The 13970-nt window shown below is 71.9% G+C and carries 15 protein-coding genes; 12 read left to right on the forward strand and 3 right to left on the reverse strand.

The window, feature by feature from the left end; translation table 11 throughout:
- The first annotated feature begins 34 nt into the window (after nucleotides 1-34).
- Nucleotides 35-1201, forward strand: a complete 1167-nt coding sequence (locus tag ACGFRG_RS17650; protein ID WP_393264777.1) for a D-alanine--D-alanine ligase family protein — start codon at nucleotides 35-37, stop codon at nucleotides 1199-1201.
- 98 nt (nucleotides 1202-1299) lie between these two features.
- Here ACGFRG_RS17650 and ACGFRG_RS17655 read toward each other — a convergent pair whose 3' ends face one another.
- Both ACGFRG_RS17655 and ACGFRG_RS17660 read right to left on the reverse strand, forming a co-directional pair.
- On the reverse strand, nucleotides 1300-1782 hold the full coding sequence (locus ACGFRG_RS17655) for a DUF3515 domain-containing protein (protein WP_361420351.1): 483 nt from the start codon (nucleotides 1780-1782) through the stop codon (nucleotides 1300-1302).
- Between the two features lie 20 nt (nucleotides 1783-1802).
- Entirely contained in the window at nucleotides 1803-2036 is a 234-nt protein-coding gene (locus ACGFRG_RS17660; RefSeq protein WP_064070330.1) for an Lrp/AsnC family transcriptional regulator, read from the reverse strand.
- Between the two features lie 263 nt (nucleotides 2037-2299).
- On the opposite strand from ACGFRG_RS17660, the gene ACGFRG_RS17665 reads away from it, so the two are divergent.
- Nucleotides 2300-3262 carry a thiamine-phosphate kinase gene (locus ACGFRG_RS17665; RefSeq protein ID WP_361420348.1) on the forward strand — a complete coding sequence of 321 codons (963 nt, stop codon included), beginning with the start codon at nucleotides 2300-2302 and terminating at the stop codon, nucleotides 3260-3262.
- Entirely contained in the window at nucleotides 3259-4056 is a 798-nt protein-coding gene (gene thiD, locus ACGFRG_RS17670; protein ID WP_393264781.1) for a bifunctional hydroxymethylpyrimidine kinase/phosphomethylpyrimidine kinase, read from the forward strand. Before ACGFRG_RS17665 ends, thiD begins: the two co-directional genes overlap by 4 nt.
- A gap of 223 nt (nucleotides 4057-4279) precedes the next feature.
- On the opposite strand, the gene rpmB is transcribed toward thiD, so the two are convergent.
- A complete protein-coding gene (rpmB, locus tag ACGFRG_RS17675) occupies nucleotides 4280-4465 on the reverse strand; it encodes a 50S ribosomal protein L28 (protein ID WP_003957616.1) in 186 nt (61 codons plus the stop codon).
- A 247-nt stretch (nucleotides 4466-4712) separates the two neighbouring features.
- Here rpmB and ACGFRG_RS17680 point away from each other — a divergent pair, with 247 nt between their 5' ends.
- The 9 genes from ACGFRG_RS17680 (at nucleotide 4713) to mutM (ending at nucleotide 13874) form a co-directional block, all read left to right on the forward strand.
- Nucleotides 4713-6296 carry a DAK2 domain-containing protein gene (locus ACGFRG_RS17680; RefSeq protein ID WP_393264784.1) on the forward strand — a complete coding sequence of 528 codons (1584 nt, stop codon included), beginning with the start codon at nucleotides 4713-4715 and terminating at the stop codon, nucleotides 6294-6296.
- Nucleotides 6297-6370: 74 nt separating this feature from the next.
- A complete protein-coding gene (recG, locus tag ACGFRG_RS17685) occupies nucleotides 6371-8569 on the forward strand; it encodes an ATP-dependent DNA helicase RecG (RefSeq protein WP_361420339.1) in 2199 nt (732 codons plus the stop codon).
- Nucleotides 8570-8694: 125 nt separating this feature from the next.
- Nucleotides 8695-9279, forward strand: coding sequence for a 16S rRNA (guanine(966)-N(2))-methyltransferase RsmD (rsmD, locus tag ACGFRG_RS17690; protein ID WP_361420336.1), 585 nt, complete (start codon nucleotides 8695-8697; stop codon nucleotides 9277-9279).
- 20 nt (nucleotides 9280-9299) lie between these two features.
- Nucleotides 9300-9782 carry a pantetheine-phosphate adenylyltransferase gene (coaD, locus tag ACGFRG_RS17695; RefSeq protein ID WP_361420860.1) on the forward strand — a complete coding sequence of 161 codons (483 nt, stop codon included), beginning with the start codon at nucleotides 9300-9302 and terminating at the stop codon, nucleotides 9780-9782.
- 126 nt (nucleotides 9783-9908) lie between these two features.
- On the forward strand, nucleotides 9909-11024 hold the full coding sequence (locus ACGFRG_RS17700; RefSeq protein WP_393264788.1) for a cell division initiation protein: 1116 nt from the start codon (nucleotides 9909-9911) through the stop codon (nucleotides 11022-11024).
- Nucleotides 11025-11168: 144 nt separating this feature from the next.
- A complete protein-coding gene (locus ACGFRG_RS17705; protein ID WP_393264791.1) occupies nucleotides 11169-11834 on the forward strand; it encodes a YceD family protein in 666 nt (221 codons plus the stop codon).
- A gap of 2 nt (nucleotides 11835-11836) precedes the next feature.
- On the forward strand, nucleotides 11837-12010 hold the full coding sequence (gene rpmF / locus ACGFRG_RS17710) for a 50S ribosomal protein L32 (RefSeq protein WP_003965982.1): 174 nt from the start codon (nucleotides 11837-11839) through the stop codon (nucleotides 12008-12010).
- Nucleotides 12011-12029: 19 nt separating this feature from the next.
- Nucleotides 12030-12863: a ribonuclease III gene (rnc, locus tag ACGFRG_RS17715; protein ID WP_361420330.1), complete on the forward strand. Its 834-nt coding sequence runs from the start codon at nucleotides 12030-12032 to the stop codon at nucleotides 12861-12863.
- Nucleotides 12864-12983: 120 nt separating this feature from the next.
- Nucleotides 12984-13874, forward strand: a complete 891-nt coding sequence (gene mutM / locus ACGFRG_RS17720) for a bifunctional DNA-formamidopyrimidine glycosylase/DNA-(apurinic or apyrimidinic site) lyase (protein ID WP_393264795.1) — start codon at nucleotides 12984-12986, stop codon at nucleotides 13872-13874.
- Nucleotides 13875-13970: the final 96 nt, after the last annotated feature.

Below are 13970 nucleotides of genomic sequence, written 5' to 3' on the forward strand. Positions count from 1 at the left end.
ATCAGGTGAGGGGAGCGGGTACGCTCAACGCGATATGAGCAGCGAGAACCTCCCCCAGAGCCCTGAAAAGAGCACCGAGCAGCCCCGCAAGCCGCGGGTGGCCGTCGTGTTCGGCGGCCGCAGCTCCGAGCACGGCATCTCGGTCGTCACCGCCGGTGCCGTGCTGCGCGCCATCGACCGGACGAAGTACGACGTGCTGCCCATCGGTATCACGACGGACGGCCGCTGGGCGCTCACCGCCGACGCGCCCGAGCGGATGGCGATCACCGACCGCAAGGTGCCCAGCGTCGCGGACCTCGCCGAGTCCGACCAGGGCGGCGTCGTGCTCCCCGTGGACCCCGGCAGCCGCGAGGTCGTCTACAGCGAGCCCGGCCAGGTCCCCAAGGCCCTGGGCGAGGTCGACGTCGTCTTCCCCGTGCTGCACGGCCCCTACGGCGAGGACGGCACCCTCCAGGGCCTCCTGGAGCTCTCCGGCGTCCCCTACGTCGGCGCGGGCGTGCTCGCCTCGGCCGTCGGCCAGGACAAGGAGTACATGAAGCGGGTCTTCACCTCCTTCGGGCTGCCCGTCGGTCCGTACCTGGTGATCCGGCCGCGCGAGTGGGAGCAGGACGAGCAGGGCGCCCGCAAGAAGATCGCCGCGTTCGCCGGTGAGCACGGCTGGCCGCTGTTCATCAAGCCGTCCCGGGCCGGCTCCTCCTTCGGCATCACCAAGGTCGACTCCTTCGAGGGCCTGGACGAGGCCATCGAGGAGGCCCGCCGCCACGACCCGAAGTTCCTGGTCGAGGCGCTGCTGCGGGGCCGCGAGATCGAGTGCGGGGTGCTGGAGTTCGAGGACGGGCCGCGCGCGAGCGTGCCGGCCGAGATCCCGCCGGTCACCGCGCACGACTTCTACGACTTCGAGGCCAAGTACATCGACTCGGCGGACGGGATCGTGCCCGCGCCGATCGGCGCCGAGGCCACCGCCGAGGTGCGCCGCCTCGCGGTCGACGCGTTCGAGGCCGCGTCCTGCGAGGGTCTTGTCCGGGCGGACTTCTTCCTCCAGGAGAACGGCGAGTTCGTCATCAACGAGATCAACACGATGCCGGGCTTCACCCCGATCTCGATGTACCCGCGGATGTGGGAGGCGACCGGCGTCGACTACGCGGAGCTGGTCGACCGCCTGATCCGGGCGGCACTGCGCCGGCGCACGGGCCTGCGGTAGCCCTCGGCGGTGGTCCGGCCGCGGCTCGTCCGCGGCCGAGCACGCCCACGTGGCGCGGCCGCACGGCGCGACACGGCCCCGCGCCCCTGAAAGCGGCGCTACAGGCTCTCCGGGACCGTCTTCTTGATGGGCCCGGAGAGCCCGGTCAGCCACCCGATGTCCCCGGCGGGCCTGCCCCCACGCGTGGGCATCGTCACCTCCACGTACGCCTTGCGGTACGTCGTGGTGAACCGGAAGCCGCCCTTCAGCTGCTCCAGGAGCCAGTTGACGCCGTCCACGGTGACCCCGTCCGCCTCGGGATCGCTCATCTTCTCGGGCCGGTCGATCCCGCAGCGCAGTACGATCCCGTCGTCACCCCACCCGGCGGTCAGCTCCGACGCCGGGCTGGGATCATTCCGCCTGAGCCCGTCGAGCTTCTGGGGCAGCGCCTTGTGCAGCGCGCCGCAGAGCGCGACCGTGGCCTTCGGCGGAGTGGGAACCGTGATCGTCGCCTTCGCGTCCGTGGAGGAGCAGCCCGCGGCGGCCAGCATGACCAGGGCGGCTGCGGGCGGGAGGAGGGACCGGCGGCGAGAGGAAGTCACCGGCCAAGGGTAAGCGGGGGCTAGAGATGAACCACCGGGCAGGTCAGGGTGCGGGTGATCCCGTCCACCTGCTGGACCTTGGCGACCACCATGCGGCCCAGCTCGTCGACCGTGTCCGCCTGGGCCCGCACGATCACGTCGTACGGCCCGGTGACGTCCTCGGCCTGGATCACTCCCGGAATCTTTGCGATGGTCTCGGCGACGGTCGACGCCTTGCCCACCTCGGTCTGGATGAGGATGTACGCCTGTACCACGGAACCTCCAGGGCGGCCACGAGGATCATGTCCCCTCCCTACGGCGGGGAGGGCCAAGGGGGGAAGAACCCAAGGGGGAAGAAAGAGACGCCACGGTATCGCGTCGCCGTGCGCCCGGGGGAGTCCCGCGCAGGCGCGGACGCCCGCACATCCGGGTGCGCCGAGCAGAAGTTGACGTATGTGTTGACGGTACCCACCGAGGTGACGCCTCGCGACCGCGAGCGCGCCGGGTACCGAGGGGTACGAGGATGAGAGGTGGCACGGTGAAAGGCACTGTGGGCGAGTTGGGGGAGTTCGGGCTCATCAGGGAGCTGACCTCCCGGCTCACCTCGACCCCCGCGGTACGGATCGGGCCCGGCGACGACGCCGCGGTCGTGACCGCACCCGACCGCAGGGTGGTGGCGAGCACGGACATCCTCCTGGAGGGCCGCCACTTCCGCCGCGACTGGTCGACCGCGTACGACGTGGGCCGCAAGGCCGCCGCGCAGAACTTGGCCGATATCGCCGCCATGGGCGCCGTACCGACCGCCCTGCTGCTCGGTCTGGTCGTCCCCGCCGAGCTCCCGGCGACCTGGCCCATCGAGCTGATGGACGGGATCCGGGACGAGTGCCAGGTCGCGGGGGCGGCCGTGGTCGGCGGCGACGTGGTGCGCGGGGACACCATCACCGTCGCGATCACCGCGCTCGGCGATCTGCGCAACCACGAGCCGGTCACCCGGGCCGGCGCCCAGCCCGGCGACGTGGTCGCGGTCACCGGCTGGCTCGGCTGGTCCGCCGCGGGCTACGCGGTCCTGTCCCGCGGCTTCCGCTCGCCGCGCGCCTTCGTGGAGGCGCACCGCCGCCCCGAGCCGCCGTACCACGCGGGCCCCGCCGCCGCCGGGCTCGGCGCCACCGCCATGACGGACGTCAGCGACGGCCTGGTCGCCGACCTCGGGCACATCGCCGAGGCCAGCAAGGTCCGGATCGACCTGCGCTCGGGCCTCATCGACATCCCCACGCAGATGAACGACATCGGCCAGGCGGTCGGCGTCGACCCGCTGCAGTGGGTGCTGACCGGGGGAGAGGACCACGCCATCGTCGCGACCTTCCCGCCGGACGTGAAGCTGCCCGCCCGCTGGAAGGTGATCGGCGAGGTCCTGAACCCGTCGGCGCTGCCCCAGGTCACGGTCGACGGCGCCCCCTGGACCGCCAAGGGCGGCTGGGACCACTTCGGGGACGCGGAGTGACACCCGCGCGCGTGCTCACCGTCGCCGGATCCGACTCCGGCGGCGGCGCGGGCGTCCAGGCCGACCTGAAGACGATGCTGGCCCTGGGCGTCCACGGGATGAGCGTGATCACCGCGGTGACCGCGCAGAACTCGCTGGGCGTCCAGGGCGCCTGGGAACTGCCCGCCGAGGCGGTGCGGGCGCAGTACCGCTCGGTCGTGGACGACATCGGCGTCCAGGCCGTGAAGACCGGCATGCTCTCGTCCGCCGCGCTGGTGGAAACGGTGGCGGAGCTGCTGTCCAGCACGGACGCGCCCGTCGTCGTGGACCCTGTAGGGGTCTCCAAGCACGGGGACGCCCTGCTCGCGGCCGAGGCGCTGGAGTCGGTGCGCGAGCGGCTGCTGCCGACCGCGACCGTGGCCACGCCCAACCTCGACGAAGTGGCGCAGCTCACCGGCGTACGGGTCGAGGACGAGGCCGGGATGCGGCGCGCGGCCGAGGCGATCCTCGCCTTCGGCCCCCGCTGGGCCCTGATCAAGGGCGGCCACCTGGCGGGCTCGGCCTCGCCCGAGGCGGTCGACCTGCTCACCGATGGCACCGAGGAGCACTGGCTGCGCACCCCGCGCCTCGACAACCGCCACACCCACGGCACGGGCTGCACCCTCGCCTCCGCCCTGGCCTCGGGCCTGGCGAAGGGCCTCACGGTGGCGGAGGCGGCGCGGGCGGCGAAGGAGTACGTCACGGGCGCGATCGCGGCGGGCTTCGCCCTGGGCGCGGGGATCGGCCCGGTGGACCACGGCTGGCGCGTGCGCTGAGCGGCCCTGTGGAGGGCTGCTGACGTCCCGGACGCCTTCAGGGGCGCGGGGCTGTGACATGTGCGGCTCCGCCGCGATGGGGGTCCCCCCTGCTCCTTGAGAGCTCGGGGGAGCGGCCGGCCCCCATCGGCCCGCACGCGAAATCGATACGGCAAAAAGCCGGCCCACCGAGGTGGACCGGCTTTTCAAGGCAACCGCAGGGACTGCGCTACGACGTACGGCGTTAGCGCGAGACCTTGCCGGCCTTGATGCACGAGGTGCAGACGTTGAGCCGCTTCGGCGTCCGACCGACCACGGCACGCACACGCTGGATGTTCGGGTTCCAGCGACGAGACGTACGGCGGTGCGAGTGCGAAATGTTGTTGCCGAAGCCCGGCCCCTTGCCGCAGACGTCGCAGTTGGCAGCCACGGGTCACTCCAAAGACTTCAGATTTACAGTGAAATCCGGCGCACCGGAATCAGAGATCTGAAGTGGCTTGCCGGGGGAATGGCCCGACTCTCGCCGGGCAACCGAAGCAGCATACAACGGCTGCTCCTGAGATACGAAACTACCATGGCGCCGCCCGCCACCCACCCCGGGCCGGGTGGCCGCCCCGGGTCTAACCTGCCGCTAGCCCGCAGCTCAGCAGCTCAAGCAGCTCCAAGGAGGACACCAGGTGCCGCAGACTCTCGACGCCGTCGCGGTACGGACCTGGTGCTCGCTCGCGCTGGCCGGGCTCGGCCGGGACCGCGAGGAGATCGACTCGGTCAACGTCTACCCGGTCGCCGACGGGGACACCGGCACCAACCTCTACCTGACCGTGGAATCCGCCCACCAGGCCGTCGAGGCGGTCTTCGCCGCGTACGCCGAGGCGCCCGGGACGGCCGACGTCATACGGGCCATGGCCCACGGCGCCCTGATCGGGGCCCGGGGCAACTCCGGCACGATCCTGTCGCAGCTGCTGCGCGGGATGGCCGAGGTCCTGGCCCGGCCCGAACCGGACCTCGCCGCGGCCCTGCACCGCGCCGCCGAGGCGGCGTACGAGGCGGTCGCGCACCCGGTCGAGGGCACCGTCCTCACCGTCGCCACCGCCGCGGCCAAGGCGGCCCAGGAGGCGTCCGGCGACGCCGCCGCCGTGGCCAGGGCGGCCTTCGAGGGGGCCGGAGCGGCTCTGGAGGCCACTCCGGGGCAGCTGGAGGTGCTCGGCAGGGCAGGAGTCGTGGACGCGGGCGGCTGGGGCCTGGTGACGGTCCTGGGGGCGCTGGCGCAGGCACTGTCCGGCGAGGCCCCGGCGGTACGGCACGAGACGCGCCCGCACCTGGACGCGCACGCCTGCCCGGCCGACCCCGCCGAGGAGTCCGGGCCCGCCTTCGAGGTGATCTACCTCCTGGACGCCGACGACGCGGCCGTGGCCCGGCTGCGGAGCAGGCTCGACGCGCTCGGCGACTCCCTGGTGGTCGTCGGCGGCGACGGGCTGTGGAACGTCCACGTACACGTGGACGACGCGGGCGCGGCCGTCGAGGCCGGGGTGGAGGCCGGGCGCCCGCACCGGATCCGCATCACGCACTTCGGGCACCCGGCCGAGCCGCGCGAGCGGGCCCAGCGGGCCGTGGTCGCGGTCGTGCCCGGCGAGGGCCTGGCCGGGCTCTGCGCCGAGGCCGGGGCGAGCGCGGTGCTCGCCCGGCCGGGCGAGGCCCCGGCCAGCGGCGAACTCGTCGACGCGATCCGCCGCGCCCACGCGCGCGAGGTCGTGCTGCTGCCCAACGACGCCGAGCTGCGCCACACCGCGGCCGCCGCCGTCGAGCAGGCGCGGGCCGAGGGCGTACGGGTCGCGCTCATCCCCACCCGCTCCCCGGTCCAGGGCATCGCCGCCCTCGCGGTGCACGCGCCCGAGCGCCGCTTCGACGAGGACGTGGTCGCGATGACCGCGGCGGCGGGCGCCACCCGGTACGCCGAACTCGCCGTCGCCGAGCGGCAGTCCTGGACCACGGCCGGGATCTGCCAGGCCGGGGACATCCTCGGCCTCATCGACGGCGACGTCGCCGTGATCGGCCAGGACCTGGCGGCCACGGCGGCGGCGGTCCTGGACCGGATGCTGGCGGCGGGCGGCGAACTGGTCACCCTGGTCCTGGCCGCCGACACCCCGCCGGACCTGGCGCCGGGCCTGCAGGCCCACGTACGGGAGACGCATCTGGCGGTGGACACCATGGTCTACGAGGGCGGCCACCAAGGCGCGCCGCTGCTGATCGGCGTGGAGTAGCGCCACCGCGGCGCACCGCGCGTCGTCCACAGGCGGCCGGGGGTTCCTGCGCGATGTCGGTGCTGTGGTGTGCAATGGATCGCGTGCCTGCGCTCGATGAACCCCTGAAGAAGCTGCTCGGCGGACCCACCGCGAAGGTGCTGGCCGAGCAGCTCGACCTGCACACGGTCGGCGACCTCCTCCACCACTACCCCCGGCGGTACGAGGAGCGCGGCCAGCTGACCAAGCTCGCCGAGCTGCCCCTCGACGAGGACGTCACGGTGGTCGCGCAGGTCGCCGACGCCCGGGTGCACACGTTCAACGGCGGCCGCGGCCAGCGTCTGGAGATCACCATCACGGACGGCAGCGGCCGCCTCCAGCTGGTGTTCTTCGGCCGCGGCATCCACAAGCCGCACAAGGAGCTGCTGCCCGGCAGCCGCGCGATGTTCGCGGGCAAGGTGTCGATGTTCAACCGCCGCCTCCAGCTGGCCCATCCCACGTACGCGAAGCTGGGCGCCGACAGCGACGAGGACGGCGAGACGGTCGACTCCTGGGCGGGCGCGCTCATCCCGATCTACCCCGCCTGCAAGGGACTTGAGTCCTGGAAGATCGCCAAGGCGGTCGACGCGGTGCTGCCGAGCGCCACTCAGGCCGTCGACCCGCTGCCCGAATCCCTGCGCGAGGGCCGGGGCTTCGTGCCGCTGCCCGAGGCGCTGCTCAAGGTCCACCGCCCGCACACCAAGGACGACGTCGAGGACGCGCGGCAGCGGCTGAAGTGGGACGAGGCGTTCGTCCTCCAGGTGGCGCTGGCCCGGCGGCGCCACGCGGACGCGCAACTGCCCGCCGTGGCCCGGCGGCCCGCGCCCGGCGGCCTGCTCGACGCCTTCGACGCCAAGCTGCCGTTCACCCTCACCGACGGCCAGAACAACGTCTCCAAGGAGATCTTCGACGACCTGGCGACCGAGCACCCCATGCACCGCCTGCTCCAGGGCGAGGTCGGCTCGGGCAAGACGATGGTCGCCCTGCGGGCCATGCTCGCCGTGGTCGACTCCGGCGGCCAGGCCGCGATGCTGGCGCCCACCGAAGTCCTCGCCCAGCAGCACCACCGGTCCATCACGGAGATGATGGGCGAGCTCGCCGAGGGCGGCATGCTCGGCGGGTCCGATCTCGGCACCAAGGTCGTGCTGCTGACCGGCTCCATGGGCGCGCCCGCCCGCCGTCAGGCGCTGCTCGACCTGGTCACGGGCGAGGCGGGGATCGTGATCGGCACGCACGCGCTGATCGAGGACAAGGTGCAGTTCCACGATCTGGGCCTGGTCGTGGTCGACGAGCAGCACCGCTTCGGCGTCGAGCAGCGCGACGCGCTGCGCGGCAAGGGCAAGCAGCCGCCGCATCTGCTGGTGATGACGGCGACGCCGATTCCGCGCACGGTCGCCATGACCGTCTTCGGCGACCTGGAGACGTCCGTCCTGGACCAACTGCCCGCCGGGCGCTCGCCGATCGCCAGCCATGTCGTCCCGGCCCAGGACAAGCCGCACTTCCTGGCCCGCGCCTGGGAGCGGGTGCGCGAGGAGGTCGGCAAGGGCCACCAGGCGTACGTGGTGTGTCCGCGCATCGGTGACGATGAGGACGAGAAGAAGGCGGCCAAGAAGAAGTCCGCCGAGGACGAGGCCGAGAAGCGGCCGCCGCTCGCCGTGCTCGACATCGCCGACCAGCTCACCCGGGGCCCGCTCCAGGGCCTGCGGATCGAGGTGCTGCACGGCAGGATGCAGCCGGACGACAAGGACGACGTGATGCGCCGGTTCGCCGCCGGCGAGGTCGACGTGCTGGTCGCCACCACCGTCATCGAGGTCGGTGTCAACGTCCCCAACGCCACCGCGATGGTGATCATGGACGCGGACCGGTTCGGCGTCTCGCAGCTGCACCAGCTGCGCGGCCGGGTCGGGCGCGGCTCGGCCCCGGGCCTGTGCCTGCTGGTCACCGAGATGCCCGAGGCGAGCGCCGCCCGGGCCCGGCTGAACGCGGTGGCCGCCACGCTGGACGGCTTCGAGCTCTCCCGGATCGACCTCGAACAGCGCCGCGAGGGCGATGTGCTCGGCCAGGCCCAGTCGGGCGTGCGCTCCTCGCTGCGGATGCTCGCGGTCATCGAGGACGAGGAGGTCATCGCGGCGGCCCGGGAGGAGGCGGTGGCGGTGGTGAGCCAGGACCCGGACCTGGAGCACCTGCCGGCGCTGCGCACCGCGCTCGACGCGCTCCTCGACAAGGACCGCGAGCAGTACCTCGACAAGGGGTGACAAGGGCTGGCAGGGGCTCTGGCAGGAGCCGAGGAGGGCCGTGCGCGGGCGCGGAGGCCGCGTCCGCGCCGGGTTCTGAGAAACTGGGGGACATCAGTGACGTACGTACACCGACAAGGACTCAGATGACCCGCGTGATCGCCGGCCGGGCCGGCGGACGCCGCCTGGCCGTACCGCCGGGCAACGGCACCCGCCCCACCTCCGACCGGGCGCGCGAGGGCCTCTTCTCCACCTGGGAGGCCCTGCTCGGCACCCTGGAGGGCATCCGGGTCGCCGATCTGTACGCCGGGTCGGGCGCGGTGGGCCTGGAGGCGCTGTCCCGGGGCGCCTCGCACGCGCTGCTCGTGGAGGCGGACGCCCGGGCGGTGAAGACCGTCCGCGAGAACGTGCGCGTACTGGGCCTTCCGGGCGCCGAGGTACGTAACGGAAAAGCGGAGCAGATCGTCGCGGGCCCGGCCCCCGAAACCCCGTATGACGTGGTCTTTCTCGACCCGCCGTACGCCGTGACGGATGACGATCTTCGCGAGATCCTGCTCACACTCACCTCTGGGGGCTGGCTCGCCGAGGACTGCCTGGTCACCGTGGAGCGCAGCACCAGAGGCGGGGAATTCGGCTGGCCGCAGGGGTTCGAGCCGCTGCGGGCCCGTCGTTACGGCGAGGGCACGCTTTGGTACGGTCGCGCCGCCTCTACGTGCGAAGACGCACCATGACCGGGAGCGAGGGACTTCAGTTGCGCCGAGCCGTCTGTCCGGGGTCATTCGACCCCATCACCAATGGACACCTCGACATCATCGCCCGGGCCTCCAAGCTGTACGACGTCGTGCACGTCGCGGTGATGATCAACCAGTCGAAGAAGGGCCTGTTCACCGTCGAGCAGCGGATCGAGATGATCCGCGAGGTGACCGCCGACTTCGGCAACGTGGAGGTCGAGTCCTTCCACGGCCTTCTCGTCGACTTCTGCAAGCAGCGGGACATCCCGGCCATCGTGAAGGGGCTCCGCGCGGTCAGCGACTTCGACTACGAGCTCCAGATGGCCCAGATGAACAACGGGCTCTCGGGCGTCGAAACCCTGTTCGTGCCGACCAACCCGACGTACAGCTTCCTGTCGTCGTCGCTGGTCAAGGAGGTCGCCACGTGGGGCGGGGACGTCTCGCACCTGCTGCCCGCGACCGTCAACGACGCACTGGTCGCACGGATCGCCGAGCAGAGCTGAGCTGACGGTCCGTCATCCGGTGTGCGCGGGTCCTCCGCACCCGCTCGGGTGTAGGGGGACGGTGCCGACTGGCCTTACAGTCGTCCCGTCCGTCTCCAACCAGTCGTAGAGAGTGGCGAGCACACGGTGGACGTGCAGAAGAAACTGGACGAGATCGTCGGCGCCGTCTCGGGCGCCCGCTCCATGCCGATGTCGGCCTCGTGCGTGGTCAACCGCGCCGAGCTGCTCGCGCTCCTCGAAGAGGTGCGCCAGGCGCTGCCCGGCTCCCTGGCGCAGGCCCAGGAGCTGATCGGCGGCCGCGAGCAGATGGTCGAGCAGGCCCGCCAGGAGGCCGAGCGGATCATCGAGTCCGCGCACGCCCAGCGCGGCACGCTGATCTCCGACACGGCCGTCGCCCGGCAGTCCCAGGACGAGGCCGACCGCATCCTCGCCGAGGCCAAGCGCGAGGCCGACGAGATCCGCGCCGAGGCGGACAACTACGTCGACTCCAAGCTGGCCAACTTCGAAGTGGTCCTCACCAAGACCATCGGCTCGGTCGACCGCGGCCGCGAGAAGCTGCTCGGCCGCGGCCCCGGCCTCGACGAGCAGGGGCAGGCGGACGCGGACGCCCCCGAGTACAGCGCGGACCCCCAGACGCTGATCCGGCGCGCCGACGAGTACGTCGACGCCAAGCTCGGCGCGTTCGAGGCCGTGCTCGCCAAGACGCTGGAGGCCGTCGGCCGCGGCCGCGAGACCCTGCACGGCCGCATCGCCTCCGACGAGCTGGGCGCGCACATGGCCGCGCAGGACGCCGCCGGGGCGATGGGGGTGCACACCAGCGACGCGGACTATCTGGCGGGCCTGGCGGAGCTTGCCGACCCCGCGCCGCGGGCCGCCGAGCCGCAGCAGGTCCAGGTGCCCGCGCAGGTGTACGACCCGTACGGCTACGGGCAGCCCGCGCCCGCCCAGCAGGACCCGTACGCGGTCGCGGCCGACGGCTCGGCCGGTTACGCCACGCCGTACGCGGCGCAGACGCACCAGCAGTACGGGCAGTACGGCTACGAGCAGCAGATGCCGCAGCAGGATCCGTACGGCTACGAGCAGCAGGCGTACGGCCAGGGGCAGGTGCAGAGTCAGGTGCAGGGCCAGGTCCACATCCCGCAGCCCGCGCATCCGCAGCAGGGCGCCCTGGACGAGACCAGCCTGTTCGACACGAGCATGATCGACCTGGAACAGCTGCGGCAGTACGAGCAGGGCCGCTAGCGGCTCCGCCGGGGGCGCGGAGGCGGATTGGGCCAATCGGCGCCCGTCCAGTATCCTGGCTCTTCGGTCGCGCGTACGTCCGCGATCAACGCTGCCCGCGCGGCGCCGCACCCACGGCGACGCCCGGCAGCCACCCTCCACGATGTGAAAGCGGGAAGAGCCCTGAGCACGCACCTTGACCACCGCAACCCTCTCGTGTTCGACACACACGAGCTGGGTCGGCGTCCTGGTGCCCTGCAGCGGATCTCCCGCACGGTCGAGGCGCCCAAGGATCTCGGGATCCAGGACGTCGTGGGAGTGCCCGAGGGCGCGCCCGTGGAGATCGAGCTCCGCCTGGAGTCGGTCATGGAAGGGGTGCTTGTCACAGGCACCGCCCGTGCATCGGCCGAGGGTGAGTGCGTAAGGTGTCTGGAGCCGCTGGAGCTCGCGCTCGATGCGGACTTCCAGGAGTTGTTCTCGTACCCTGACGCCGACGACCGGGGCCGCAGCAAGCAGGCGGAGCCGGCCGACGACGCCGAGGACGAGGACATCATCCCGCTTGAGGACGGACTCTTCGACCTTGAGCCCGTGCTGCGTGATGCGGTGGTGCTCGCACTGCCGATGCAGCCGGTGTGCCGGGAGACCTGCCTTGGCCTGTGTTCCACGTGTGGATTCAGGCTTGAGGACGACCCCGACCACCACCACGATGCCGTCGACATCCGTTGGGCGGCACTGCAAGGACTCGCCGGGACCATCCAGGACGGCGAGAAGGACAACATGAGCGGCACTGCCTCTGACGCGCAGACCGCCGCCGAGAAGCAGGAGAAGTAGCCGTGGCTGTTCCGAAGCGGAAGATGTCGCGCAGCAACACGCGCCACCGCCGGTCGCAGTGGAAGGCTGCGGTCCCCACCCTGGTTTCGTGCGAGCGTTGCCAGGAGCCGAAGCTCCAGCACATCGCGTGCCCGAGCTGCGGCACCTACAACAAGCGCCAGGTCCTCGAGGTCTGAGCGGCTGGTGAGAGGCCCGATGTCTGATCTGTCGAATGCCGGCGCCAAGAAGGCGGGCACCAGCGACAACAACTCGGCCTCGTCCCACACGCTTCTGGAAGGGCGGCTCGGGTATCACCTTGAGTCCGCCCTTCTGGTGCGTGCCCTGACCCACCGGTCGTACGCGTACGAGAACGGCGGTCTGCCGACCAACGAACGGCTTGAGTTCCTCGGGGACTCGGTGCTCGGTCTGGTCGTCACCGACACGCTGTACCGCACCCACCCGGATCTCCCGGAGGGCCAGTTGGCCAAGCTCCGGGCCGCGGTGGTCAACTCTCGTGCGCTGGCGCAGGTGGGCCGCGGGCTCGACCTCGGCTCCTTCATCCGGCTCGGCCGGGGCGAAGAGGGCACGGGCGGCCGGGACAAGGCGTCCATCCTCGCCGACACCCTTGAAGCGGTGATCGGCGCGGTCTATCTGGACCAGGGCCTGGAGGCGGCTTCCGAGCTCGTCCACCGGCTCTTCGACCCCCTGATCGAGAAGTCCTCGAACCTCGGGGCCGGACTGGACTGGAAGACCAGCCTCCAGGAGCTGACCGCGGCCGAAGGCCTCGGTGTTCCGGAGTACCTGGTCTCCGAGACGGGTCCCGACCACGAGAAGACCTTTACTGCTGCCGCCCGCGTCGGTGGTGTCTCGTACGGCACCGGCACCGGCCGCAGCAAGAAGGAAGCGGAACAGCAGGCCGCCGAGTCGGCCTGGCTGGCGATTCGCGCGTCCGCCGACGAGCGGATCGCGAAGGCGAAGGCGGAGGCCGAGGCCCCCGTGTCCGAGCAGGACGGCGGGACGCCGACCCCCGCCGCCGACCCGGCTGCCTGAACCGTTTTCTTCCGCCCCTGCCCGCACGGAATCCGTGCGGGCAGGGGCTTTTCCGTGCCGCACGAGGAGCGGGATACGCTGCGGGTGTCCCGTAGTTCCGCGCCCCCTCCGGAGGACCCCGTGCCCGAACTTCCCGAGGTCGAAGTCGTGCGGCGGGGTCTTGAGCGCTGGGTCGCCGGGCGGACCGTCGACGACGTCGAGGTGCTGCACCCCCGGGCCGTACGCCGGCACCTGGCCGGCGGGGCGGACTTCGCGGCCCGGCTCAAGGGCCACCGCGTCGGGGTCGCGCGCCGGCGCGGGAAGTATCTGTGGCTGCCCCTCGACGACAGCGACCAGTCCGTGCTCGGGCACCTCGGCATGAGCGGGCAACTGCTCGTCCAGCCCGCGAGCGCGCCCGACGAGAAGCACCTGCGGATCCGCATCCGGTTCCAGGACCCGGTGAGCGCAGATGCCTCCGGGGCGGCCGGGACCGAGCTGCGCTTCGTCGACCAGCGCACCTTCGGCGGGCTCTCGCTGCACGACAACACCCCCGACGGGCTGCCCGACGTCATCGCGCACATCGCGCGCGACCCGCTCGACGAACTCTTCGACGACAACGCCTTCTTCACCGCGCTGCGGCTGCGGCGCACGACCGTCAAGCGCGCGCTGCTCGACCAGTCGCTGATCAGCGGGGTCGGCAACATCTACGCCGACGAGGCGCTGTGGCGCGCCAAGTTGCACTACGAGCGCCCCACTTCGACCCTCACGCGCCCCAAGTCCGCCGAACTCCTCGGCCACGTGCGGGAGGTGATGAGCGCGGCGCTCGCCGTCGGCGGCACCAGCTTCGACAGCCTCTACGTGAATGTGAACGGGGAGTCGGGGTACTTCGACCGCTCCCTCGACGCGTACGGCCGCGAGGGCGAGCCGTGCCACCGGTGCGGCACCCCGATGCGCCGGCGCCCGTGGATGAACCGCTCCAGCTACTTCTGCCCGCGCTGTCAGCGCCCGCCCGTCGCCCGCCGCCACCCATGACCGAGCGCTCCGCGCGCCCCTTAGAGCCTGTCTTTGAACCCCCGCCTGCGCTGCGACGCCCGGCACGCACGCTCGCCGCACGGTGTGCCAGGACAG

The sequence above is a fragment of the Streptomyces sp. NPDC048696 genome, from assembly GCF_043198895.1.
In the GTDB taxonomy this organism is placed as follows: domain Bacteria; phylum Actinomycetota; class Actinomycetes; order Streptomycetales; family Streptomycetaceae; genus Streptomyces.